We start from the raw sequence: 25326 nt of genomic DNA on the forward strand, positions 1-25326 counted from the left end.
CCTGACCACCCGGCCAGTTTCGCAATCGCGCGCGACATCCCAGATTGAGGACAGCTTACAGGAGCCTGCCATGACCGACCCCACTGCTCTGTCTTCGCTGTCGTCCGCGCTTGCGGATGTCGTGGCGCGCACCGCGCCGTCCGTCATCTCCGTCCATTCGCATCGCTCCCGTGCGACCGGCTTCGTCTGGAAGTCCGGCCTGATCGTCACCGCAGACGAGGCGTTGGCCGACGAGGGTGAGGTCGGGATCGGCCTCGCCGACGGCCGCACGGTTGCCGCCACCATCACCGGCCGCGACCATACGACCGATATCGCGCTATTGCGCGCCGACACCGGCATCGCCCCGGTCAAGCTGGCCACGACGGTCCCAGCCCTCGGCACGCTGTCGGTCGTGGTTGCCACCAACCGCGACACACCGAGTGCGACGCTCGGAATGGTGTCGCTCTCCGGCAAGAGCTGGCGCAGCCTGCGCGGCGGCGACATCGATGCCCGGATCGAGCTCGATGTTCGCCTGCGTCCCAGCCAGGAGGGCGGCCTTGCGCTCGATGCCGCGGGCGACGCTTTTGGTATGGCCGTGCTCGGACCGCGCCGCGTACTGGTGATTCCGACGGCCACGATCGAGCGCGTCGCGGCACAACTCGAGACGCGCGGCCGCATCGCCCGCGGATATCTCGGGCTCGGCCTCCAGCCGGTGCGGCTCGACGACGGTCTCGGCGCAATGGTGATGAACGTCGACAAGACCGGTCCTTCGGCTGCGGCCGGCATCCGCCAGGGCGACGTGATCGTGGCGGTCAACGACCAGAAGCTTTCCGGCGTGCGCGCGCTGTTGCGGACGCTGGGACCTGCGAGCGTCGGTACGGTCGTCGATGTCGCGGTGCGCCGCGGCGGCGAACCGATCGGCTTCAAGGTCATGATCGGCGAGAGGCCGGAGGCGTGAGCGAGGACAACAATCCCGAGATCGTGCTGTCACTGGAGATTGACGATCCCGCCCTCGCCGATCGCCTGGCGACGCTGCTCGGCAATGTCGCCGGGCTTCGCCTCGCCGCGCCCGGCGAACATGCTGCGGCGACGGTCGTCGCCCGCGATCCGCGTAACATGCCCGAGGACATCGCACTGACACAGCGCGAGCTCGACGTGCTGGCGTTGATGGCGGAAGGTTCCTCCAACAAGATGATCGCGCGGCAGCTCAACATCTCCGTGCACACCGTGAAATTCCATGTCGGCTCGCTGCTCGACAAGCTGGACGCCACCGGCCGCACCGATGCGGTGGCGCATGCGGCACGCCGCGGCGTGATCGAGCTCTAGGGCAGGCAAGGCGGGAAGCTGAGCTGGACCGTCAGGCCCGGCGCATCGTCATGCAGCGTGATCTCCGCGCCATGGAGGCGGGCGACCGCCGCGACCAGGCTCAAGCCCAGACCGTTGCCCGGCGTGTAGCGGCTCTGCTCGAGCCGGTAGAAGCGCTTGAACACGTGATCGCGCTGGCCTGCGGGAATGCCCGGACCGTCGTCGGTGATCGCAATCATCGCGCCGTCGCCGGCGTTGCGGCAGGTCACGGTCACCTGGCCGCCCGCGCGGCCGTGCTTGATCGCGTTATCGACGAGATTGGCGATGGCGTCGAACAGCAGGTCGCGGTCACCGGTCACTGGCACCTCGCGGTCGCCGCTGAGGCTGAGACGGGTGGCAATTTGCTCGGCGGCGGCGTCGTAGAGCTCGACAACCTCGCCGGCGATCTCGGCAAGGTCGAGGGCGCGAAAAGCGCTCCTGCGCGCGCGGGTCTCGATCTCCGAGATCCGTGTGATGGAGGCGAACATGCCGAGCACGGAATCGAGATCGGCAATGGTGTCGCCGATCAGGGCGGCATCGGACTCGCCGTTGCGCTGGGCGTGGTAGGCCTTTTCCAGCCGGCCGCGCATGCGGGTCAGCGGCGTGCGCAAATCGTGGGCGACGTTGTCGCTGACCTGCTTGACCTCGCCCATCAGCGTCTCGATGCGGTCGAGCATCTGGTTGAGGTTTTCGGCGACGCGGTCCCATTCGTCGTGGCTGCCGCGCAAGGGGATGCGCTGGTCGAGGCCGGCAAGCATGATGGCGCGGCTGGTGGCATTGATCTCTTCGATCCGCCCGACCGTGCGCCGCGTCACCAGAACGGCTGCAAGACTTGCCAGCACCGCGAGCAGCACCGCCACCGCGATCATCGCGAGCTCGATCATGGCGGTGAAGCCCTCGTGATCACCGACATCGCCGACCCGGCTCCGCACATAAGCGAGCGTGCCGACATAGACATAGGCCATGATCGCCGCGACGATCAGCCCGAACGCGGCGATCGCGATCAGCGCCAGGCGGAAGGTCGAGGAGCGGAGCGTCTTAACCAGGAGCACGGATGCAATATCCGATGCCGCGAATGGTATGGATCAGCGGATAGGCCTGGGCGTCGTCGACCTTGCGGCGAACGCGACCGACATAGACGTCGATGATGTTGGTGGAGGGATCGAAATGCAGGTCCCAGACATGCTGGAGCAGCATCGCGCGAGAGACGACGCGGCCCTCGTTGCGGACGAGATATTCGAGCAGCTGAAACTCGCGCGGCAGCAGCGGGATCTTCCGGCCGCGGCGGCTGGCGTTGCGCGCGATCAAGTCGATGGCGAGATCGCCGACCCGCAAAATCGTCTCCTTGGCGATGGTCTCGCTGCGGCGGCCCAGGGCCTCCAGGCGCGCAAGAAGTTCGACGAAGGAGAACGGCTTGACGAGATAGTCGTCACCACCGGCGCGCAAACCGCGCACGCGGTCGTCGACCTCGCCGAGCGCGGAGATGATCAGGAAGGGCGCGGCGATGCCGTCGTCGCGCAACTGGCGCATCACGGCGATGCCGTCGATGTCGGGCAGCATGCGGTCGATGGTGATCACGGCATAGTCGCGGGCGACACCATGGCTGAGCGCTTCACGGCCGGTCGCAGCGAGATCGACCTCGTAGCCGGAGGTCGTCAGCTCCTCGACGAGCTGGCCGGCAGTTTCCGGATCGTCCTCGACGACCAGGATGCGGCGGTGGCCTCCGGTCATGACAAACTCCGCGCGACGATCGCCACCAGACTATCCCGTTCCGGGGCTGAGCGGAACCACCTGGTGGCGATCGCGACAATGGTGCGGTCCAGCGATGCTAGTACCAATTATCCCCGCACACATTGACCCATTGCCACCCATAGGGCGTCAAGCTCCTGCTCCAACAGCCATCGTCGTAATAATTGGCATAGTAGGGCGCGCCGAAGACGGCGAAACGACGGAAGTGGTGGTGGTGAAAGAAGAAGGCGTGGCGACCGATGAAAGGCCTGCCGTGCCAGCCTGCGCCGGCGAAGCGCGGCCCGATCGCCGCATGCGCGAAGCGTGCCCCGCCGAAGGCCGGTCCGGCAAAACGGGCGCCGCCCATGCCGCCGACATGCATGCCGCCAAAGCCGCCCGCGTGCATTCCGCTACCGAAATGCCCGCCGCCGCCGAAGCCGCCATGTCCGCCACCGCCGAAACCACCACCATGGCCGCCGCCACCGCCGCCACCACCACCATGGCCACCGCCCCCGCCTCCACCTCCACCTCGGGCGAGCACGGGCGAAGCGACCGCCATCACTGCTGCAATCGTCGCCGCAGTGAGACATTTGAGAAGTCTGTTGTTCATCGGTCCATCCTCCTTGCAGTGCGGCGGTGACCACGCCGCACGAGGACGATCAGATGAGGAGAATGGGCGGGCGCCTTCAACTTACAAATGCGCCAGATTCTGACGCGGAAGTTAGGGAGGCACTGCTCACTCTTCGTCATTGCGAGCGTATCGAAGCAATCCAGAACCACTCCCCGGAAAGACTCTGGATTGTTTCGCTGCGCTCACAATGACGGCGTGGATAGAACTCCCGATACGTCGAGCAGTTCAACTCGCGGAGGTTGCCCCTCACCCGCAAAGAGCGGGGAGAGGTGAAGTACTAGGCCCGGTTGCCGCCGTTCTTCTCGGCTGCGCGGCGCATCGCTTCGGCGAGGGCACCGCCGCCGGAGGACTCCTGCGTGCGCGGTGCCGATGAGGTCATGCGAGCGGAGTTGCGGGAGTTGTTGTCGCGCTGCATGCCGGGGGCGTCCTTCTTGGCGCCGACCTCGTCGTCGAGCCGCAAGGTCAGCGAGATGCGCTTGCGGGCGACCTCGAAGTCCAGCACCTTGACCTTGACGATGTCGCCGGGCTTCACCACCTCGCGTGGATCCTTGATGTAGGTCCTGGACATCGCCGAGATATGCACGAGGCCGTCCTGGTGCACGCCGATGTCGACGAAAGCGCCGAAGGCGGCGACGTTGGTTACGGTGCCCTCGAGGATCATGCCCTTCTTGAGGTGCTTGATCTCCTCGACGCCCTCCATGAACACCGCGGCCTTGAACGCCGGGCGCGGATCGCGGCCGGGCTTTTCTAGCTCGCGCAAAATGTCGGTGACAGTCGGCAGACCGAAGGTCTCGTCGACGAAATCCTTCGGCTTCAGCGTGCGCACGATCTCACTGCTGCCGATCAACGCCTTGATGTCGCTCTTGGTGGCGGAAAGGATGCGCCGCACCACCGGATAGGCTTCCGGATGCACGCCGGAGGCATCGAGCGGGTCCTCGCCGCCAAGGATGCGCAGGAAGCCCGCGCACTGCTCGAACGCCTTGGGCCCAAGCCGCGGCACCTCCTTCAGCGCCTTGCGCGACTTGAACGGGCCGTTGGCATCGCGATGCTGCACGATGCTTTGCGCCAGGCCCGAGCCGACGCCCGACACGCGGGCGAGCAGCGGCGCGGACGCCGTGTTGACGTCGACGCCAACCGCGTTCACGCAATCCTCGACCACCGCATCGAGCGACTTGGCGAGCTTGGCCTGGCCGAGGTCGTGCTGATACTGGCCGACGCCGATCGCCTTGGGCTCGATCTTGACGAGCTCGGCAAGCGGATCCTGGAGCCGGCGCGCGATCGAGACCGCGCCGCGCAGCGTAACGTCCAGCTCGGGCAATTCCTGCGAGGCGAAGGCCGAGGCCGAATAGACCGAGGCGCCGGCTTCCGACACCACGATCTTGGTCATCTTCAGCTCGGCCAAACCCTTGACGAGGTCGGCCGCGAGCTTGTCGGTCTCGCGCGAGGCGGTGCCGTTGCCGATCGCAATCAGCTCGACGCGATGCTTCAGCGCGAGCTTGCCGAGGATCGCGAGCGACTCGTTCCACTGCCGCTGCGGTTCGTGCGGATAGATCACAGCGGTATCGACAACCTTGCCGGTCGCGTCGGTGACGGCGACCTTGACGCCGGTGCGGAAACCGGGATCGAGCCCCAAGGTGACGCGGGTGCCGGCGGGCGCGGCCAGCAGCAGGTCGCGCAAATTGGAGGCGAACACGCGCACGGCCTCGGTCTCGGCCGCGTTCCACAGCCGCATGCGCAGATCGATGTTGAGATGCACCTGGATCTTGGTGCGCCAGGCCCAGCGCACGGTGTCGATCATCCAGCGATCGCCGGCGCGCTTGAGGTCGGCGATGCCGAACCGCTTCATGATCTTCAGCTCATAGGCGCCCGGCACGCCGGCGGGCGGCGCCTCAGTCTCTGCCTGCATCTGGAGATCGAGAATCTCCTCTTTCTCGCCGCGGAACATCGCGAGGATGCGATGCGACGGCAGCTTCGTCAGCGGCTCGGAGAATTCAAAGTAGTCGGCGAATTTTTCGCCCTCGGTCTTCTTGCCCTCGCGCACCTTGGACGCCATGCGCGCATTGGTCCACATCTCCTCACGCAACACGCCGATCAGGTCGGCGTCCTCGTCGAAGCGTTCGACCAGGATGGCGCGGGCGCCGTCGAGTGCGGCAGCGGCATCAGCGACGCCCTTCTCGGCGTTGACGAAGGTCTCGGCCACGATCTTCGGATCGTGCGTGGGCTCGGACATCAGTTGGTTGGCCAGCGGCTCGAGGCCGGCCTCCTTGGCGATCTCGGCCTTGGTGCGGCGCTTCGGCTTGAACGGCAGGTAGATGTCTTCGAGACGCGCCTTGCTGTCGGCGGCGAGAATGGAGGCTTCCAGCGCGGCATCGAGCTTGCCCTGCTCGCGGACCGATTCGAGGATAGCCTTGCGGCGGTCTTCGAGTTCGCGCAGGTAAACCAGGCGCTCCTCCAGGGTGCGCAATTGCGCGTCGTCGAGCGCACCGGTCGCTTCCTTGCGGTAGCGGGCGATGAAGGGGACCGTCGCGCCGCCGTCGAGCAACGTCACCGTCGCCTCGACCTGCTCCGGGCGAACCCCAAGCTCCTGCGCAATCTTCTGGTTGATATTCGCCACGCGAGAATCCCTCTATCCAAGCACGCAACGCGAACCGAAACCGGCCGCGGGACGCCGCTTATGGACCAACCAAGGTTGATTCATCAAGGTGCTGCGCGCAACCGTCGACAGAGGATTTTTTGTCGAGGGGATGCGATCTCGCCACAATCGTGGGGGCGTGGCGGGCGCTCCTCTTGCTTCGACCAAGATACTAACACCGTCATCCCCGCGCAACCGCGGAGCGGCTGTCGCTGGGATGACGGTGAGGGATGACCGCTTGTGGCTTGACAGCTGCCCCGGTTCCACGGCTGGTTTACGCGCCGGACCCATGAACTCCACACGAGGACTATCAATGCGGACGACATCGGTCGGCGTCATCAGGATCGCCACCAAGGGCCCCGGCGACGTCTCCGGCCTCATGGCCATGATTGGCTCCGGCACGATCGACCCCAAATCGATCCTCGCCATCCTCGGCAAGACCGAGGGCAATGGCGGCGTCAATGATTTCACCCGGGAATATGCCGTTGCTGCACTTTGCACGGCGCTGGCGCCGCAGCTCGGCCTGTCGCCGCAGGAGGTCGAGCAGCGCATCGCCTTCGTGATGTCCGGCGGTACCGAAGGCGTGCTCAGCCCGCATATCACGGTGTTCACGCGCCGCGAGGCCGAGCGCCCGGCCAACGTCTCCGGCAAGCGCCTGAGCATCGGCATGGCGCACACCCGCGATTTCCTGCCCGAAGAGCTTGGCCGCTCCGCGCAGATCGCGGAGACGGCCAAGGCTGTCAAGGCCGCGATGGCGGATGCCGGGATCGCCGATCCCGCCGATGTCCATTTCGTCCAGATCAAATGCCCGCTGCTCACCAGCGATCGCGTCGAGGCGGCAAGCGCACGCGGCAACAAGACGGCGACGACCAGCGCCTATGCCTCGATGGCCTATTCGCGCGGCGCCTCTGCGCTCGGGGTTGCGGTGGCGCTCGGCGAGATCACGTCCGACATCCGCGATGAGGACGTGCTGCGACGCTACGATTTGTTCTCATCGGTCGCCTCCACCTCGTCCGGGATCGAGCTGATGCATAATGTCATCATCGTGTTCGGCAATTCAGCGTCGTCCGCGAGCGAATTCGAGATCGGGCATGCCGTGATGAGCGATGCGATCGACTCCTCCGCAGTGATGTCAGCATTGAACAGCGTCGGCCTTGACATTGGACTTGGCGTCGCGCCGCAGGCAACAGCGGGCCGCAAGCTCGTCAACATCTTCGCAAAGGCCGAGGCCTCGCCGAACGGCGCCGTGCGCGGTTTCCGCCATACCATGCTCGAAGACACCGACATCAGCTCGACACGCCACGCCCGCGCAGCCGTTGGCGGCTTGATTGCCGGTCTCGCCGGCACCGGCGCGATCTACGTCTCCGGCGGGGCCGAGCACCAGGGACCGGCCGGCGGCGGGCCGGTTGCGGTCATCGCACGGCTGCCCTAATGACGCGGCGACCTCTCCGCCCGGCGCAACCCTGCCCTTCGCGCCGGCTCAGTTGATTCACGCGGGCCCTTGCGAAAAAGGTGACGCCGCACCCCAGGGGATTTTGACTTCATGACTTTGCCGATGAGCTGGAACGAATGGGCGCAGCACGATGGTGTCGGCTTGGCGGCGCGCGTCCGCAAGGGTGAGCTGACGGCAAAGGAATTGGCACGCCAGGCCGCCGCGGCTGTCGCCAAGGTCAATCCGACGCTGTCAGGCGTGGTCGAGCTGTTCGAGGACGTGATCGCCGATCCCGCCAAGGACGGCGCCAATCTCGCCGGTCCCTTTGCCGGCCTGCCCTTCCTGATGAAGGACCTCGGCCCGACCATGAAGGGCCGGCTCCAGGAAATGGGATCGCTCTTGATGCGCGGCAACCGCGCCACCGCCGACACGTTCCTGACCGGCAAATTGCGCCAGGCGGGACTGAACCTGATCGGGCGCACCACGACGCCTGAATTCGGCGTATGCAGCTCGGCCGATAATCCGGCTGTCTATGTCACGCGCAATCCCTGGAACACCGACTACACCACCTGCGGCTCGTCAGCGGGCAGCGCCGCGATGGTTGCGGCGGGCGTGGTTCCGATCGCGCATGCGACCGACGGCGGCGGCTCGATCCGCATTCCCGCCGGCGTCAACGGCAATATCGGGCTCAAGGTCTCGCGCGGCGTGTTCTCGCTCGCCCCGCACATGTCCGATCTCACTGGCCTGGTCTCGATCCAGGGCTGCCAGTCGCGCTCCGTGCGCGACACCGCCGCTTTCGTCGATCATGCGAGGGGACCTGCGCCTGGTGAGTTCATGCCGTTCTGGACCACGGCGCAGCCGTACTCCGAGATGATCAAGCGCGATCCGGGCAAGCTTCGCATCGCGCTGTCGAACAATTGGGGCGATTACACCGCGACGCCGCAGATCGCAGCCGAGCTGGAGAAGACCGGCCGCTTCCTCGAAGGCCTCGGCCATCACGTCGATTATGCGCTGCCCGAGCTCGATTTCCGCGCCGCCTTCGAGGCGCAGACCACCTGCTACATCAGCAATTTCGCGGTGGTGATCTCCAACATGCTCGCCGCACGCGGGCTGGAAAAACCGCCGGAAGACCTCATCGAGCCCATGAACATCAGGATCTGGGAAGCCGGCCGGCAGACGAGCTTCGCCGATCGCGCCAAGATGCAAGGCGTGTTCAACACGACATCGCGCGGCTTCGGCGCGTTCTTCGAGCAGTGGGACGTGATCCTGACGCCGATCACCGCGCTGCCGACCCCGAAAGTCGGCACCAGGGAATATCTCACCATCTCCGACAATCCGGACGTGCTCGACTGGTTCGGCAATCTCTGGCGCTTCTTCGCCTTCACGCCGCTCGCAAATCTCTGCGGCATGCCCGCGATCTCGATGCCGATGGCAACCCAAGAGCACGGCCTGCCGCTCGGCATTCAGGCCATCGCCAAGCAAGCCAATGACGGCCTGCTGCTGCAACTCGCCGCCCAGATCGAGCGCGCGCTTGACGGCAAGTGGAACGACGGCAAGAAGCCGAAGGTACACGTGAGCTGAAGCGGTGAGGCGTGGTCGCATCGAGATGCGATCGCGCAGCCCTCAATTCTTCACCGCCGGAATCTCCTCCGTCGGCTGCTGCTGTCCGAGCTTGTACATCGCAAGCGCCTTGTCGAGCGCTTCGCGTAAGGCAAGCGCTGCGGCCACGCTACAACGCAGATGCGCGGTCTGGACCACGTCGACCCGGACGGCGGCGCCGACCGGCAGGAGGAGGTTGGCGGCGAGCTCGATCTGGATCGCGCCGTTGTGGTGGCCGAAGCAGGACGCGCCGTCGAAATAAATGATCGGCGCCCGCTCGGAGCTGGAGCTCGAAATGGTGACGGGCCCCTGATTGGCGGGCGTTTCGGGGTCGGCCATGGGATACTCCTCGCGGGCAGTGGGCGAACGCCCACCATCGTTGCTTCGGTCCGCTCTGTCGAGACCAAACCGGCCCCGGCAGACCCGGCGCAAGCGCGGTGCATGCGATGTTTTGCGCCGCGCGCGGCACTGGTCTAGAACGTCACCATGTCCAACTCGTCTACGTCCAGCCCACCGACCACGCTTGCCTTTGAGGAACTCGCCGAGGCCATCAAGGGCCGCCGTTCCGATTACGGCCATATCAGCGGACTCCGGCTCGACCGCTTCGCACCGGGCGAAGCCTGGTCGAGCCTGCCCTACCGTCCCGTCTTCGTCGGCGACACCGAGACCGGCGTGCTGCATGGCGGCGTCGTCACCGCGATGCTGGACGAGAGCTGCGGCATGGCGGTGCAGCTCGCGCTCGACGGCACGAGCGCGATCGCAACGCTTGACCTGCGCATCGACTACCAGAAGCCGGCGACGCCCGGCCTGGACATCAAGGCGCATTCGGTTTGCTATCGCACCACGCGGTCGATCGCCTTCGTACGCTCCACCGCCTATCAGGACTCCGAGGACGATCCAGTCGCCACCGCCACCGCCTGCTTCATGATCGGCGCCAACCGCACCAACATGCTCGCGGACATCAGGCTCGACAACCGCGCCATCGCGACACTGGAAGCGCCGGAGGATCCGGGCGGCCCCTTCGCCAACAGCCCTTTCGCGCGCTGCCTCGGCATTCGCGTCAACGACGACGGCACGCTGATGATGCCGTTCTCGCCAATGATCATCGGCAACCCGATCCTGCCCGCGATCCATGGCGGCATGACCGGCGCCTTCCTCGAGACCACCGCGATTTTTGGTGTGAGGCGCGAACTCGGGATTGCCGCGCTGCCGAAGCCGATCGGGCTGACCGTCAATTATCTGCGCTCCGGCCGCGCCCGCGACAGCTTTGCCAATGTCTCGATCGTGAAACAGGGCGGGCGTATCGTTGCCTTCGAGGCAGGGGCCTGGCAGAACGATCCGGACAAGCCGATCGCCTCCGCTTTCGGTCATTTCATGCTGCGCCCGACGCCTGGAAACGACGAGGAATAGGCGTATTTTACTTGACGGCCGGGGCTTAGGACTCAACGATAGCGCGTTCCCCGCGAAAGGTATTGGGTTGCGGCATCCGATCGACATCATTGCCATGTTTGCCGCCATCTGGCTGTTGGCGTCGATGGTGCTTGACGCGGTCACGCCGAAGGAGCTGACGGCGGTCATGATCGCCATCGCGATCGGGCCCGCCGTGATCATCACCGCCGTGTTCTACTATCTGCGTTGCCCGCGCACTGATTTCGCGGTGATGTTCGCAGCACTCTGGCTGATCTCCGACATCGCCATCGCCTTCATCTCGCCGAAGCAGCTGCCGCACTGGCTGATCGCGCTCGGCTTCGTCCCCGCAGTGCTGATCGGCATCGTGCTGCACTGGCAGCGCTTCCAGCGCCGCCACGAACGGTTGCCCTTACCCTCGGCGAAGCGCGGTTAGCGCGGCAGCAGGTTGGTCTTCGCGAGATCGAGCACCTCGTCGCCTCGGCCGTTCATCACCGCGCGCAGCACCCAGAGGCTAAAACCCTTGATCTGCTCGGGCGTGATGGTCGGCGGCATCGACAGCTCCTGCTTGGCGGTGACGACGTCCAATAGCGCCGGTCCGTTGTGGGCCAGCATCTCCTTCACCGCGCCCGGAAGCTCGCCGGGATCTTCGACGCGTTTGGCGAAGATGCCCATCGCGCGCGCCATCGCCGCGAAATCGGGGTTCTCCAGGTCGACATTGGTGTCGACGAAACCGGCCGCCTTCATCTCCAGCGCGACGAAGCCGAGCACGCCGTTATTGAAGATCACGACCTTCACCGGCAGCTTCATCTGCGTCAACGTGATCAAATCGCCCATCAGCATGGTGAAGCCGCCGTCGCCCGACAGCGAGATCACCTGGCGGCCGGGCTGCGAGGCCTGCGCGCCGATCGCCTGCGGCATGGCGTTGGCCATCGAGCCGTGCACGAACGAGCCAATCAGCCGGCGGCGGCCATTCATGTCGAGATAGCGCGCCGCCCACACAGTGGGCGTGCCGACATCGGCGGTGAACACGGCATCCTCAGCTGCATGGTCGCTGATGACTTTTGCCAGATATTGCGGATGGATCGGCTTGCTGCCCGGTGTGCCCTTGGCGAGCGAATCCAGTCCCTCGCGCGCCTTCTTGTAGTGCGCGACGGCGTCGTCGAGATGCTTGCGCTGTGTCTTGGTCTTGAGCAGCGGCAGCGTCGTCTCGATGGTCAGCTTGACGTCGCCGACGAGGCCGAGATCGATCTTGCAGCGCCGGCCGAGATTTTCAGGACGGATGTCGATCTGCGCGACCTGGCAGTCGGTCGGGAAGAACTGCTTGTAGGGAAAATCGGTGCCGAGCATCACCAGCGCATCGCAGGCGTGCATCGCGGCATAGCCCGAGGAGAACCCGATGAATCCGGTCATGCCGACGTCGTAGGGATTCTCGTACTCGACATGCTCCTTGCCGCCGAGCGCATGCACAATGGGGCTCTTCAGCACTTCCGCAAGCTGCATCAGTGGCGCATGCGCACCGGCGCAGCCGCGGCCGCAGAACAGTGTGATGCGCTCGGCGCCGTTGAGGAGGTCCGCGAGCGCCTTCAACTCGTCAGCCTGGGGCACGACCTTGGGCGCAGAGAGCGCAAGCCCGCGCGTCGTCGACAGCGCGCGCTTCGGCGGCGTGCGGAAAGCGACATCTCCGGGCATGGCGATCACGGCAACGCCGCGCAGGCCTACGGCCGCGCGGATCGCGTTCTCGATCACATAAGGTAGCTGACTCGGATCCGAGACCAGCTCACAATAATGGCTACACTCGCGGAACAGGTTTTGCGGATGGGTTTCCTGGAAATAGCCCCCGCCGATCTCGGCCGACGGAATCTGCGCCGCAATCGCGAGCACGGGAACACGGCTGCGATGCGCGTCGAACAGGCCGTTGATCAGATGCAGATTGCCCGGGCCGCAGGAACCGGCGCACACCGCAAGGCTGCCTGTCATCTCGGCTTCACCGGCGGCCGCGAAGGCTGCGACCTCCTCGTGCCGGACGTGAATCCATTCGATGGTGCCGCGGCGCCGGAGCGCCTCGGTGAAAGCGTTCAAACTGTCGCCGACGATGCCGTAGATACGCTTGACGCCGGCCTGTTCGAGCGTTGCCACGAACAGATCGGCCACGTTGTTGATCGCCATGTCGGTCTCCTGATCTCGCGGGTGCAGCAAGATAGGATACAAAGCCGCTGTGACGGCATCACGGCTTGTTTATTGCTGCTTCAGTCTTTCACAATCGCCCGATCGTAGGCCGCGATCGTCGCCTTCGCGCGCGCGGCGACGTCGGCCGAGGTCATGCCGGGCTTGTAGAGGCTGGAGCCGAGCCCGAAGGCAGTGACGCCGCCCTTGATATACTCCGCAAAATTCTGGTCGGAGACGCCGCCAACGGCGGCAATCATCACGCCGACCGGGAGCACGGCGCGGATCGCGGCAATGCCGGACGCACCGAGCACGCTTGCCGGAAAGAACTTTAAGCCCGATGCGCCGGAGCGCGCCGCAAGCAGCGCCTCAGTCGGCGAGAACACGCCCGGCAACGTCACCATGCCGTGCTGATGCGCACGCGCCAGCACCTCCGGGTCGACATTCGGCGAGACCATTAGCTTGCCGCCGACATCGTGGAGACGATCGACATCCTGCGCCGTCAGCACTGTGCCGGCGCCGATCAACACGCCTGCCGGCGCCTGCTTCACGGCGACACCAATGGAGCGGAACGGATCCGGCGAGTTGAGCGGAATTTCGATCGCGGTCATGCCGGCCTCGATCAGCACGCCGACGATGGCCTCGGTCTCCTCGGGTTTCACGCCGCGCAGGATCGCGACCAGGGGTCGCTTCATCGGCGGAAAGGGAATGCTCATCTCAGGAATCCTTCTATGTCGTCCAGATGGCCGCAGCTGCCATCGACAGGCCGCGGCGGACAGCTTCATCCGCATCGATCGGCTTCACCGCGACCGAGAGCGCGTCAAAGGCCAGCAGGTACAGCATCGCAAGCCGCCCCGACGCAATCAGCGTGACTCCAGCCTTCGGCAACGTCCCGGACAGTCCTGCCGCCAGCTCGACTCCGATCAAGGTGCCCGACAGCGTTTCGCGTGCTGCGGCTGGCGTTCCGCCGAACAGGAGCTGACGCGACCGCGCGCCGAACAGGAGATTGGCGGCGAAGGCCGGTGCTTCGTACGCGGCTTTCACCGCCATCTTGAAACTGACGACATCCTCGGCGTCATCAGCGCCGGCGACTGCGAGCGACAAGATCGTCTCGCGCGACACGACGCTGAAGAGCTCACCGGTCATGAAGGTCGAAAAATGTTCGACGGTGCCGTCCTTCACGCGTACCCATTTCGAATGCGTGCCGGGCATGCAGACCAGCGCTTCGCCTGCGGCGTCCAGACCAAGCGCGCCGAGCAATTGCGTCTCCTCGCCGCGCATCACATCGGGCGCCTTGACGTCGCGCTGCGCGATGCCAGGCAGGATGCGGATGTCGCGCGCCTCGCCCGGCACGCGCGCGGCCTGCTTCAGGACAGCAGGGAGTGGCGCCGGCGTGTCGACATAACCGGCCTCGACCCAGCCGGTGCGCGCACCGGCCATGCCGCAGACGAGAACGGGCAGATGACCCGGCGACTCGACCGCGGCAAGGTGCGATTGCAGCACGCCGGCAAAGCCGGCCTTGGCCGCAGCCAACATACCCTCGTCGCTGCGGCGCTCGGCCAGCACCTGGCCAGCACGATCGACCAGCCAAAGCCGAAAGCTGCTGGTGCCCCAGTCCACCGCGACATAGGCGGGTTCGGTCATCTCAACGCGTATCCTCGTCTCACCGGCAAGACATCGTCTCGCGACAATGAGACGGCGCGTGCGTAAATCTGCCCCGGGATATCGGCTATTGCGGCCGCAAACCAGCCTTTTCTCGCAGGGCTGAGGCGCTCACAACGATGGCACACCGCTTGCTGAAGCCTCCCCGCTCACATCCGTGAACCGCGCAACAAGACGCGTCAACATCAGATGAGGAAACCCATGGAGATCGGCTATTTCACGATGCCTTCGCACCCGCCGGAGTGCGGCTTGAAGGAAGGAAACGACTGGGACCTGCAAGTCATGCGCTGGCTCGACGAGCTCGGCTATCAGGAGGCCTGGGTCGGCGAGCACCACACCGCGCCCTGGGAACCCAATCCCACGCCGGACCTGCTGATCGCGCAGGCGCTGATGCAGACCAAGAATATTCGCATCGGGCCGGGCGGCTTCCTGCTGCCCTATCACCATCCGGCCGAGCTGGCCAACCGCGTCGCGATGCTCGACCACCTCTCCGACGGCCGGCTCAATTTCGGCGTCGCGGCTAGCGGCCTCCCGAGCGACTGGGCGATGTTCAACGTCGACGGCATGAGCGGCCAGAACCGCGACATGACGCGCGAGGCGCTGGAGATCATCCTGAAGATGTGGAGCGATCCCGCGCCCTGGACCTACAAGGGAAAGTTCTGGACGGTGACCAAGCCGGACACGATGTTCGACTTCCTCAAGCCCCACATCAAGCCGTTGCAGACGCCGCATCCGCCGATCGGCGTCGCCGGGCTGTCGAAGAACTCGGACACGCTGAAGCTCGCCGGCGAGCGCGGCTTCATTCCGATGAGCCTCAACCTCAACCCGGCCTATGTCGGCAGCCATTGGGACTCGGTCGAGATCGGCGCCGCCAAGACCGGCCGCAAGCCGAACCGCGCAGATTGGCGGCTGGTGCGAGAGGTATTCGTCGCCGACACCGACGAAGAGGCCTGGAAGCTCTCGACCGGCGACATGATGGGCCGGATGATGGGCGAATACTTCCTGCCGCTGCTCGGCCATTTCGGCTTCAAGGACTATCTCAAGCACACGCCCGATGTGCCCGACAGCGACGTCACCGTCGAATATTGCGCCAAGCGGAACTGGGTCGTCGGCTCGCCATCGACCGTTGCCGAAAAGATCGAGAAGATCTACGACGAGGTCGGCGGGTTCGGCGTGCTCCTGGTGTTTGGCTTCGACTACAAGCACAAGGCGGAAGCCTGGCACCACTCGCTGTCGCTCTTGAAGAACGAGGTGATGCCGCGCCTGAAGCATCTCGGCAGCGCGCGCAGGGCGGCTTGACCCGACGCGGGTGCGGCGCGATCGTGCCGCACCCGCATTCATTTCGGAGATTTCGGCGTGAGCGTCGATGCAAAGGACTTCAAACAGGCGATGCGCCAGTGCGCTGGCGCTGTCGCGCTGGTGACGGTGGGCGCCGAACACGGCAAGCGCACAGGGCTGACGGTGACGTCCGCCTGCTCGCTGTCGGACGATCCGCCCTCGCTGATCGTCTGCGTCAACCGCAACGCCAGCGCACACGCGCGCATCCGCGAGGAAGGTGCGTTCGCCATCAACTTCCTGCACGAGGACCACGCGCTGCTAGCACTCACCTTCAGCGGCCAGAAGGGTGTCAACGGCGACGACCGGTTTGCGTTCGGACAATGGACGCGCGGGACTACAGGCGCGCCTGTGCTGACGGATGCCGTCGCCGCATTCGACTGCGCACTGGCGCAGGAGTTCGAGACCAAAACGCATTCGATCTTCGTTGGCGAGGTGCGCTACGTATCGCATTCGGCCGCAGCGGCGCCGCTTGTCTATCTGCGCAGCAGTTTCCACGTCCCTCACGAAATCCGCGGCACCGTCTCAGTCGGAGATCTCGACTCGCGGCATTTGAGTTGGAGCGACTTTTCGTAGAGAGCGGCGCTGTCTTCCCTTCTCCCCTTGCTACTGCGCGGTCTCGATCTTCAACTGCTTGATCTTGCGATAGAGCGTAGCGCGGCTCAGCTTCAGCGCACGTGCCGCTTCCGTCACACGGCCTCCATGCTTGCGCAGGGCCTCGATGATGGTCGCGCGTTCGGCTGCCGCGAGATCTGGCTCCGCCGCGCGGCCCCCAAACGGCGGCAGATCGAGATCGGCGTCAGTGATGACGCCGTCCTCCGCCGTACATCCGGCGAGCCGCATCACGTGGCGGAGCTGGCGCATGTTGCCTGGGTACGGATAGGCCGACAGCAGCGACCAGGCTTCTTCTGAGAGGCGGCAGTTCGGCGCCTCTTCGCGCGCGATCTGGCGGATGACGTCGCCCCGGTCGGCGCGTTCGCGCAGTGCCGGCAATCGCACCTCCATGCCGCGGAGACGAAAATAGAGGTCGGCGCGGAAGGCGCCCTCTTCCGCCATGCGGCCGAGATCGCGATGGGTGGCGCTGATCAGGCGGATGTCGACCGGCACGGGCTTGAGCGCGCCGAGCGGCCAGACCTCGCGGTTTTCCAGCACGCGCAGCAGGCGCGTCTGCAGCGCGATCGGCATGTCGCCGATCTCGTCGAGGAACAACGTACCGCCGTCGGCCTGCACGATCAGACCCTTCGAGCCATCGCGGCGCGCGCCGGTGAAGGCGCCGGCCTCGTAGCCGAACAGCTCGGCATCGATCAGGCTTTCCGGCATCGCCGCGCAGTTCAGCGCGACGTAATTGTTGCGAGCGCGACCGCTCGCGGCGTGAATGGCACGCGCAAAGACATCCTTGCCGACGCCAGTCTCGCCATGCAGCAGCACCGGCAGATTGTGATCGCCGATGCTTCTAAGCCGTTTTACGCTTTTGATCAGGCCGGGATCGCGGCCGGCAAGCTGATGCAGCGCATCGAAGCGGTCGGCCGGCATATCGCGGCGCGGAACGGGCGAACTTGCGCGCAACGGCGGCGCCACGTGGCCCCGCCCCAACGCACTGCCATCGGCGCGGCGCAGCTTGACAAGCTCGTTTGCGCTGCGACCAGCCCCATGATCGAACCTGAGATAGCGCGACAGATCGATGCCGGACGCGATCATGCCATCGGTGAGGCTGAGCAGGGCACGCGCGGAGCGGCAGGCGCCGACGATACGGCGATCATCGTCATAGGCGAGCAGGCCACTTCCGCCATCACCCGGCACGGTTGCGATCCAGGCGTTACGGAAGTAATCGCGGAAGATCGCGCCCTCCATGCGCCGAGTCGCCTCCATCGTCACCGCGAGCGCAAGTTGATGCGCGGCACGCTCGAGGTCCTCCCGGCAGGAGGTGATGTTGATGGCACCCGCAAGACGTCCGGCCTGATCGAACAGCGGGGCCACGGCGCAGGAGAACATGTGCCATTGCGCGCGAAAATGCTCGTCGCGATGCACCAGGATCGGCCTCTGCTCGGCCAGTGCGGTGCCGAGCCCGTTGGTGCCCTCAAAAGTTTCGGCGAAATTTGAACCAGTGTAGATCTTCCAGTCCATGAACATCTTTGCGTCGGCTTCGCCCGGCAGACGGCTGAACAGCATGGTCGCGTTCACATCCGCCAGATTGACGCAATAACCGGCGTCGCGCAGCACGCGGGCGAGATCGTCGAGCTCGGGCGTGACGAGCCTGATCGTCTCCTCCATGGGCTCGGCGACATGCCGAACCTCGGCTTCGGTCAGCGTTTGCGGCGGGCCCTGACGGGCAGGGTCGAGCTTGTGGCTGATCAGGCAGCGCCGCCACGACGTCGCGATCCGCGACTCCGCATCGACGTCGGCCACATGATTGGCGACGGACAAGACACGGGCGACATGGTTCGAGGCCGAAAGGCTGGCCATCGCAGACGTCTCCACCCTGTATTATTGTGCAAAGTCTGGCACCACAGGCGGGGATGTCAATCGGGAACCGGAACGCAGCTATTGCTGCACTGCGCTCACCACGTGTCGATGCAGGGCCGCTTTCGCTTCTTCCCCGTCCTCGCCGGCGGCTTCGGCACGGACCTCAAGCCCGCCATGATCCAACGTCGCGTCTCGGCGGGGTCGATGACGTTGTCAATTTCGAACACCGAGGCGATCGAGACCGCCTTGCCGTTGGCATAGAGCTCCGCGACCTTGTTGCGGTAGTAGGTCTCGCGCTCGGCGGGATCGGCGATCGCCTCCATCTCCTTACGGAAGCCGAGGCGAACGTACCCCTCCAGGCCCATGCCGCCGAACTCGCCGGTCGGCCACGCCGCGGTGAAGAAGGAGGCGTGAAAGCCGCCGCCGATCATCGACTGCGCCCCTAACCCATAGCCCTTGCGCAGCACGATGCCGAACAGCGGCACGGTGAGGCTCGCGCCGGTGACGAACATGCGCGAGACATGGCGCACGATAGCGGTCTTCTCGGCTTCCGGGCCAACCATGAAGCCGGGCGTGTCGCAGAGCGAGACGACGGGTAAGTCGAATGCATCGCAGAGCTGGAGGAAGCGCGCGGCCTTGTCGCCGGCGTCGGCATCAATCGCGCCGCCGAGATGGCGCGGATTGTTGGCGATCAGGCCGAACGGCTTGCCCTCGATGCGGATCAGCGCGGTGATCATGCCGACGCCGTAGTCGCGGCGCAGCTCCAGCACGGAGTCCTTGTCCGCGACGAGGTCGATGACGCTGTGGATGTCGTAGACGCGCAGACGGTTCTCGGGGATGGCGCGGCGGAGCAGGCGCTGGTCGGCCGCCTGCCACTCCGTCACCGCGCCTTGAAAATAGGACAGGTATCTTTGCGCGGCCCGCGTCGCCTCCTCCTCGTCCTCGACGAGGATGTCGATGACGCCGTTCGGCGACTGGAAGGAGACCGGCCCGACCTCGGCGGGATGATAGACGCCGAGGCCGCCGCCCTCGATCATCGCGGGGCCGCCCATGCCGATCGAGGCGTTCTTCGTCGCAATGATGACGTCGCAGCAGCCGAGCATCGCCGCGTTGCCGGCGAAGCAATAGCCGGAGACGACACCGATGACAGGCACGAGCCCAGAGAGTCTCGCGAACTGCACGAAGGACGGGCCGTCGAGGCCGGTCATGCCGAGCCGGTCGGTATCGCCGGGCCGGCCGCCGCCGCCCTCGGCGTAAAACACCAGCGGAACGCGCCAGTCCTCCGCAAGCGTGAGCATGCGGTCGATCTTCTTGTGGTTCATATGGCCCTGCGTGCCCGCGAGCACGGTGTAGTCATAGGCCACGACGATGCAGCGCCCGTCCTCCGGGCCGAACTTCTCGGCGTTGACGGTGGCGACACCCATCACAAGGCCGTCGGCCGGCGTGTTCTTGATGAGATCGTCGAGCTTGCGCCGACGCCGCTGCGCCGCGATTGCGAGGCTGCCATACTCCATGAACGAGCCGTCGTCGACGAGCTGCGCGACGTTCTCGCGTGCGGTACGCTGGTTGGTGTTGCGGCGGCGCTCGACCGAGGCCGGGCGGTTCGCATCGCGCGTGTTGGCCTGGCGCGCGATCAGCTCGGCAAGATCGGGACGAACGTGGTCGAGATCGACGTCCGCTTCCTGCGCCGACGCATCGGCCGCCACGTCAAGCGGCTCGAGATAGAGAATCGGCTCGCCATGCATCAGCGTGACGCCGTCGCCGGCGACGAGCTTCATGACACGGCCGCCCTGCTCGGCCATGACCAGATGCTCCATCTTCATGGACTCGATCACGGCGAGCTGCTGGCCCGGGCGCACGATCTCGCCCTCCTTCACCTGGATGGTGACGATGGTGCCTTGCAGGGGTGCCGCGACCATCACCGCGCCTTCGGGCACGACTTGCGCGACATGCATCTCAGCACTGTGGCCGCCAATCCGATCAGCCGCAGCGAAGTAGAGCGGCTTGGCCGCGCCATCGGCCGCCTCGACGAGCTTTGCGATGTTGCGATCAATGAAGTCGGTCGCGACGCGGTTGGTCCTGAAATCGGGATGCGCGAGCACGGCCTGAAGGAACGCGATGTTGGTGACGACGCCGTCGATCCGGAACTCGCGCAAGGCGCGCGAAGCCTTCGCGACCACATCGTGCCAGCCTTCGCCCGGCGTATGCACGATGACCTTGGCCAGCAGCGAGTCGAAGGCGGCGCTGGTCTTGTAGCCGGCATAGCCAAAACTATCGACGCGGACGCCGGGGCCCGACGGCGGCTCGAACACGGCAAGCACGCCGCCGGTCGGATGCGTGGCACCCGTCTCGTCCAGCGTCTCCATGTTGACGCGGAGCTGCATCGCGTAGCCGCGCGGCTTCGGGATCGATCCCTGCGCCAGACCGAGCGAGGCCAGCGAGCTGCCTGCGGCGACCGCGAGCTGTGCGCGGACGAGATCCAGCCCGAGCACTTCTTCCGTGACGGTGTGCTCGACCTGGAGCCGCGGATTGGCCTCGATGAAGGCGAAGCTGTCCTCGGCGCTGCCGTCAACGAGAAACTCGAAGGTACCGAGATTGTCGTAAGACGCAGCCGCCGCGAGCTGCCTCGCCGCCTCGATGATGCGGCCCCGCAACGGCTCGTCAAGCGATGGGCTCGGCGCGACCTCGATGAGCTTCTGGTGGCGCCGCTGAATGGTGCATTCGCGCTCCCAGAGATGAGAGATCGCGCCGTGACGATCGCCGATGATCTGCACCTCGATATGGCGCGCCTGCCGGACCAGCCGCTCGGCATAGACGCCGTCGAAGCCGAACGCCGCCTTGGCCTCGGACTGGCACCGCGCATAGGCTTCCACGAGATCGGCCGCGTTCTCGACAACGCGCATGCCGCGGCCGCCGCCGCCGGCCATTGCCTTGATCACTATCGCCGCATTGTTGCCGAGCGAGATGAAGAATGCCGTAATCTCCTCGAGGGACGACGGACCGCTGGTGCCGGCGATGATCGGCACACTGCAGCGTTTGGCCAATTTCCTCGCTGCGACCTTGTCGCCGAACAGTTCGAGCGCCGCCGGCTTCGGTCCGACGAAGGCGATGCCCGCGTCCGCACAGGCTTTCGCGAACGCCGCATTCTCGCTGAGGAAGCCATAGCCGGGATGCACGGCATCGCAGCCAGCCGTCTTCGCCGCCTTCACCACGGCCTCGATGTCGAGATAGGCCCGCGCGCCGCGGCCGGGGATTTCGACCGCCTCGTCCGCAACACGCACGTGCAGCGACAGCGCGTCATCCGCGGGATGAATCGCAACCGTCGCAATACCCGCATCGGCGGCAGCGCGCGCGACGCGGATGGCGATCTCGCCGCGATTGGCGATCAGGAGCTTTTTGAACGACATGCAGCGGTCTCCATGGCCCCGCAGCCACGCCCAGGGCGGCAGGTTCGATGATCCTGCTTCTTCACTTTAGCCGCAGTCGTCAAGGGAGAGGAAGCGGTCGTCATGACCGGTCCCGCGGGCCGGAATATCAGTTGGGCGATCGCGCTTCGATGAGGCGAATAATCCGCGTCACGGCAGACGGGATCGGCGCGATGATCGGCACGGTGAACATGGGCTGAAGCTCGCGCGCAGCCTCGCCCAGCGGACCGCCGCCGATGATGACCGCCTCCGCTCCGTCCTGCGCGATGCAGGCCTCGACCGCAGCGGCGAGGGCGGCACGTAGCTGCGATGGATCCCGCATCAGCTCCTGGGGATCGCCTTCGGCGAAGCGGGTGCCGGTGTAGAGGGATCGCAGTCCCAGCGCCGCCGGCAAGGTGTCGATCCTGGATTGAAGCAGCGGCGTCGTGGTCGCCACGCCGAAGCGGCGGCCGTTCTCCGCGGCCTCGAGCATGGACGATTCGCCGATGCCGACACTGGGCAGCTTCATGCCGGCCTTGATCCCGGCAAGGCCGGGATCGCCGAACGCCGCCACGATGATGCCGTTGCACCCGTTGCCGCAGGCAGTCGCGATTTCCTCGACCTCAGGCGCGGCTGCCTCCAGCGCATCCGGCGTGACAATCATCGAGGGCGCGCGCGCTGCCGTGGCGCCAACGACGTCGAAGCCATCCGTCGCGACAGACCTCGCGATGGCGACCATCATCGCAGTGGTCGCCTCAAGACTGTTCGGGTTGATCAGCAGGATGCGGCGGGGATCGGAAACCATCCACCAGCTATACTAGGCCGCCCGTACCCCCGCAACGAAGGCGCCGACCTCGTCCTGGAGCGATTGCAGCTTCTTGGTCAGCCGGCCGCTCGATTGCAGCACGAGGCCGGCGGCCTGGCCCGTCGCTGCCGTCGCATCGGTGACGCCCGAAATGTTCTGCGAGACCTGGTCGGTGCCGGAGGCCGCCTCCTGCACGCTGTGGGCAATGGCCTGCGTCGCGGCGCCCTGCTCCTCGACCGCGGCTGCGATCGAAGAGGAGATCTCGTTGACCTCCATGATGGTGCTGCGGATACTTTCGATATTGCCGACGACCTGGTTGGTCTCGGTCTGGATCGCCGAAATCTGCGCGCCGATCTCTTCGGTGGCCTTGGCGGTCTGGCTCGCCAGCGATTTCACTTCGCTCGCGACCACCGCAAATCCCCGGCCGGCCTCGCCCGCACGCGCCGCCTCGATGGTGGCGTTGAGCGCGAGAAGGTTGGTCTGCGAGGCGATCTGGTTGATGAGGTCGATGACCTCGCCGATCTTGTGCGCGGCCGCAGCCAGCCCCTGCACGGTATCATTGGTGCGCTGGCCATCGGCGGCCGCCTTGTCGGCCACGGCTGCCGCCTGCGCGACGCGCTGGCTGATCTCGGTGATGGAGGACGACAATTGGCCGGCGGCGGAAGCCACCGTCTGCACGTTGCTGGAAGCCTGCTGGCAGGCGGTCGCGACGAAGCTCGCGCGGTCGGTCGCCTTGTTCGCAGTCTCCGACATCCCTTGGGCTGCTTGCTGCATGTCGCGCGCCTCGTTGAAGACGTCGCGAACCACAGCCTGCACGCTCGCCTCGAACCGGCCAGCGAGATCGGTCATGGTCTTGCGTTTCTCGTCGTCGGCCTTGCGCTTCATCTCGTCTTGCTCGGCATGCATCTGGTGCACCGCCGACGCATTGTCCTTGAACACGGCGAGCGCCTTGGCGAGACCGCCGACCTCGTCACGGCGATGGGTGTAGGGCACGTCGAACGCACTGTCGCCAGCGGCAAGACGCCCCGTCAGCGTTGTGATTCTTGCCAACGGCCTTGTCACGCTGCGGCCGATCACGAAGGAGCAGCCGAGTACGAGCACGAACACCGCAAGGCACACCAGCGCGAAGGTAATCGCATCCTGGCGGAACACGGCGTCGACGTCGTCGAGATAGATGCCGGTGCCGACGATCCAGCCCCAGGGCGCAAAACCCTTCACATAGGAAATTTTGGCAACGGGCTGCTCGAAGCCGGGCTTGGGCCAGAGATAGCTGTAGAAGCCCGCGCCCTGCGTTTTGACGACGTCGACGAAGCCGGAGAACAGGCGGTTGCCGGTGGGGTCCTTCATGTCGGAGAGATCCTTGCCGTCAAGCTCGGGCTTGATCGGATGCATGATCATCTTCGCGGCCATGTCGTTGAGCCAGAAATACTCGACCTTGTCGTAGCGCAGGCTCTTGATCTCTGCGATCGCCGCAAGCTGCGCCTGCTCGCGCGTGAGTTTCCCTTCGCTCTCGAGCTTCTGCTGGTGCGTCAGGATGCCGTAGACGACGTCGACCATCTGCAGGATCTTGGCCTGGCGATCGGCGACCATCTGCGTGCGCAGGGTCGAGAGCGCGATCGGTGCCAGCGCGATCATTCCGAGAAGGCTGATGCCAACAATCAGGACCAGCTTGAAACTGATGCGGGAGAATATCATCGGTGCTCGCATGAATTGGCAATACAGATATGCCAGATTATCCCGAACGCCTTAGCAAAGCTTTAAGCATTCGGGTCCGCCCCCGGATCAGTTCAAGCTCGCCATCACCAGCGACGGCGTCTGGTGCGCCTGCCGGATGATTTCGAAGACCGACAACACGATCGACGTCGCGTTCGCGTGAACCGACGCATCCTCGTCGTCGAAGATTAGAACGCCTCCGGTCGCGCGCCGCAGGCAACCGGGGGAGCTTGCATCCGTCGTCGGTAAGTTCGTCGATTCAAAGGGCGAGGGCGCGGCCACGCGCGCAGTCAACGCACTTGCGCTCTGCTGATATCTAACGGCTCGCCTTTCCGAGCAAGAGATCGATCGTGTGGGCGGCGATCTTGCGAAGCTGGGGCTCATCGTCGAAGGCGCGTTCGAGCACGGCAAGGCCGCGCGTCACCGTGATAATGTGCAGCGCCGCGGCCGCGGCGTTGCCGCTGAACTCGCCGCGTTCGGCGCCCGCCGACAGCGCGTCCTGAACCAGAACCGCGATGCGCGAGACGAGGTTCGCAAACGCCTGGCGCGCCTCCTCGTCGAGCCCCTCGCCTTCGGCCGCGCCGAGCTCCATCAAGCCGCGCGTGGTCGGACATCCGCGCGGCGGCGAGCCCGAGCGGAAGTTGGTGATGGTCATGTCGAAGAACGCGGTGAGGCGTTTTCGCAATGAGCCCGCACTGAGCGCCTTTTGCAGGGCGATGAGGTAGTCGACCGCATAGCGCTCATAAGCCTGGAGGAACAACGCCTCCTTGCTGCCGAAGGCGTTGTAGAGGCTGCCGCGCTGAACGCCGGCATCGCGCGCGATGTCCGAAAGCGAGGTGCCACGCACGCCCTTGCGCCAGAACTGGTCGAACGCGATGCGCAGGACCTCGTCGTGATCGAACTCGCGCGGCCTCAAGTCTTGCTCCTCTTGAGAGTATTTGACACAACGTCAAAAATATGGTTTCTTGACGCTACGTCAAAAACAAATTGGGGTCGATGGCCCCTTTCGTCAATGAAGGGATCCGC

22 protein-coding genes are annotated in these 25326 nt (G+C 65.5%); 8 read left to right on the forward strand and 14 right to left on the reverse strand.

The features are described 5' to 3' along the window. Positions 1–70 precede the first annotated feature (70 nt). Together ACPPVR_RS35260 and ACPPVR_RS35265 are read left to right on the forward strand one after the other, a co-directional pair. A complete protein-coding gene (locus ACPPVR_RS35260; protein ID WP_426611119.1) occupies positions 71–937 on the forward strand; it encodes a S1C family serine protease in 867 nt (288 codons plus the stop codon). Beyond that, the gene (locus ACPPVR_RS35265; RefSeq protein ID WP_426611120.1) at positions 934–1305 is read left to right on the forward strand and encodes a response regulator transcription factor; all 372 of its coding nucleotides are present in this window, start codon (positions 934–936) and stop codon (positions 1303–1305) included. The genes ACPPVR_RS35260 and ACPPVR_RS35265 overlap by 4 nt, the downstream gene beginning before the upstream one ends. On the opposite strand, the gene ACPPVR_RS35270 is transcribed toward ACPPVR_RS35265, so the two are convergent. The 4 genes from ACPPVR_RS35270 to ACPPVR_RS35285 all read right to left on the reverse strand — a co-directional run bounded on the left by ACPPVR_RS35270 (position 1302) and on the right by ACPPVR_RS35285 (position 6296). Further along, positions 1302–2375, reverse strand: a complete 1074-nt coding sequence (locus ACPPVR_RS35270) for a sensor histidine kinase (protein ID WP_426611121.1) — start codon at positions 2373–2375, stop codon at positions 1302–1304. The two genes, ACPPVR_RS35265 and ACPPVR_RS35270, sit on opposite strands and share 4 nt — an antisense overlap. After that, entirely contained in the window at positions 2362–3054 is a 693-nt protein-coding gene (locus ACPPVR_RS35275; RefSeq protein WP_426611122.1) for a response regulator transcription factor, read from the reverse strand. The genes ACPPVR_RS35270 and ACPPVR_RS35275 overlap by 14 nt, the downstream gene beginning before the upstream one ends. Positions 3055–3151: 97 nt before the next feature. Beyond that, entirely contained in the window at positions 3152–3661 is a 510-nt protein-coding gene (locus ACPPVR_RS35280; protein ID WP_426611123.1) for a hypothetical protein, read from the reverse strand. 298 nt (positions 3662–3959) lie between these two features. Beyond that, a complete protein-coding gene (locus ACPPVR_RS35285) occupies positions 3960–6296 on the reverse strand; it encodes a Tex family protein (RefSeq protein WP_426611124.1) in 2337 nt (778 codons plus the stop codon). 331 nt (positions 6297–6627) lie between these two features. Between ACPPVR_RS35285 and ACPPVR_RS35290 the strand changes: the two genes are divergently transcribed. Together ACPPVR_RS35290 and ACPPVR_RS35295 are read left to right on the forward strand one after the other, a co-directional pair. Then, positions 6628–7746, forward strand: coding sequence for a ring-opening amidohydrolase (locus tag ACPPVR_RS35290; RefSeq protein WP_426611125.1), 1119 nt, complete (start codon positions 6628–6630; stop codon positions 7744–7746). 111 nt (positions 7747–7857) lie between these two features. After that, positions 7858–9327, forward strand: coding sequence for an amidase (locus ACPPVR_RS35295; RefSeq protein WP_426611126.1), 1470 nt, complete (start codon positions 7858–7860; stop codon positions 9325–9327). Between the two features lie 42 nt (positions 9328–9369). Here the strand turns inward: ACPPVR_RS35295 and ACPPVR_RS35300 are convergent, their stop codons facing one another. Next, positions 9370–9684 (reverse strand): hypothetical protein, encoded by a 315-nt coding sequence (locus tag ACPPVR_RS35300; RefSeq protein WP_426611127.1) that lies wholly within the window; start codon positions 9682–9684, stop codon positions 9370–9372. A 147-nt stretch (positions 9685–9831) separates the two neighbouring features. Here ACPPVR_RS35300 and ACPPVR_RS35305 point away from each other — a divergent pair, with 147 nt between their 5' ends. Together ACPPVR_RS35305 and ACPPVR_RS35310 are read left to right on the forward strand one after the other, a co-directional pair. Continuing rightward, positions 9832–10755, forward strand: a complete 924-nt coding sequence (locus ACPPVR_RS35305; RefSeq protein ID WP_426611128.1) for a PaaI family thioesterase — start codon at positions 9832–9834, stop codon at positions 10753–10755. A 67-nt stretch (positions 10756–10822) separates the two neighbouring features. Further along, positions 10823–11188 carry a hypothetical protein gene (locus tag ACPPVR_RS35310; RefSeq protein ID WP_426611129.1) on the forward strand — a complete coding sequence of 122 codons (366 nt, stop codon included), beginning with the start codon at positions 10823–10825 and terminating at the stop codon, positions 11186–11188. Here ACPPVR_RS35310 and poxB read toward each other — a convergent pair. The 3 genes from poxB to ACPPVR_RS35325 form a co-directional block, all read right to left on the reverse strand. Then, a complete protein-coding gene (gene poxB, locus ACPPVR_RS35315) occupies positions 11185–12921 on the reverse strand; it encodes a ubiquinone-dependent pyruvate dehydrogenase (protein WP_426611130.1) in 1737 nt (578 codons plus the stop codon). The two genes, ACPPVR_RS35310 and poxB, sit on opposite strands and share 4 nt — an antisense overlap. Before the next feature lie 80 nt (positions 12922–13001). Next, entirely contained in the window at positions 13002–13634 is a 633-nt protein-coding gene (locus ACPPVR_RS35320) for a 2-dehydro-3-deoxy-6-phosphogalactonate aldolase (RefSeq protein WP_426611131.1), read from the reverse strand. A 13-nt stretch (positions 13635–13647) separates the two neighbouring features. After that, positions 13648–14562, reverse strand: coding sequence for a 2-dehydro-3-deoxygalactonokinase (locus ACPPVR_RS35325; protein ID WP_426611132.1), 915 nt, complete (start codon positions 14560–14562; stop codon positions 13648–13650). Positions 14563–14781: 219 nt separating this feature from the next. Here ACPPVR_RS35325 and ACPPVR_RS35330 point away from each other — a divergent pair, with 219 nt between their 5' ends. Both ACPPVR_RS35330 and ACPPVR_RS35335 read left to right on the forward strand, forming a co-directional pair. Beyond that, on the forward strand, positions 14782–15879 hold the full coding sequence (locus ACPPVR_RS35330) for an LLM class flavin-dependent oxidoreductase (RefSeq protein WP_426616245.1): 1098 nt from the start codon (positions 14782–14784) through the stop codon (positions 15877–15879). A 57-nt stretch (positions 15880–15936) separates the two neighbouring features. Further along, positions 15937–16491, forward strand: coding sequence for a flavin reductase family protein (locus ACPPVR_RS35335; protein WP_426611133.1), 555 nt, complete (start codon positions 15937–15939; stop codon positions 16489–16491). A 30-nt stretch (positions 16492–16521) separates the two neighbouring features. Here ACPPVR_RS35335 and ACPPVR_RS35340 read toward each other — a convergent pair whose 3' ends face one another. From ACPPVR_RS35340 to ACPPVR_RS35365, 6 genes are all read right to left on the reverse strand, one after another. After that, positions 16522–18378, reverse strand: coding sequence for a sigma-54-dependent Fis family transcriptional regulator (locus ACPPVR_RS35340; RefSeq protein ID WP_426611134.1), 1857 nt, complete (start codon positions 18376–18378; stop codon positions 16522–16524). 95 nt (positions 18379–18473) lie between these two features. Next, positions 18474–21785, reverse strand: a complete 3312-nt coding sequence (locus tag ACPPVR_RS35345) for a carboxyl transferase domain-containing protein (RefSeq protein WP_426611135.1) — start codon at positions 21783–21785, stop codon at positions 18474–18476. A gap of 127 nt (positions 21786–21912) precedes the next feature. After that, positions 21913–22587: an aspartate/glutamate racemase family protein gene (locus ACPPVR_RS35350; protein ID WP_426611136.1), complete on the reverse strand. Its 675-nt coding sequence runs from the start codon at positions 22585–22587 to the stop codon at positions 21913–21915. A 12-nt stretch (positions 22588–22599) separates the two neighbouring features. Continuing rightward, positions 22600–24282 (reverse strand): methyl-accepting chemotaxis protein, encoded by a 1683-nt coding sequence (locus ACPPVR_RS35355; RefSeq protein WP_426611137.1) that lies wholly within the window; start codon positions 24280–24282, stop codon positions 22600–22602. 87 nt (positions 24283–24369) lie between these two features. Beyond that, positions 24370–24582 carry a hypothetical protein gene (locus ACPPVR_RS35360; protein ID WP_426611138.1) on the reverse strand — a complete coding sequence of 71 codons (213 nt, stop codon included), beginning with the start codon at positions 24580–24582 and terminating at the stop codon, positions 24370–24372. Positions 24583–24616: 34 nt separating this feature from the next. Then, positions 24617–25216: a TetR/AcrR family transcriptional regulator gene (locus tag ACPPVR_RS35365; RefSeq protein ID WP_426611139.1), complete on the reverse strand. Its 600-nt coding sequence runs from the start codon at positions 25214–25216 to the stop codon at positions 24617–24619. Positions 25217–25326 lie beyond the last annotated feature (110 nt).

Source organism: Bradyrhizobium sp. McL0616 (assembly GCF_049993385.1).
GTDB lineage: Bacteria > Pseudomonadota > Alphaproteobacteria > Rhizobiales > Xanthobacteraceae > Bradyrhizobium.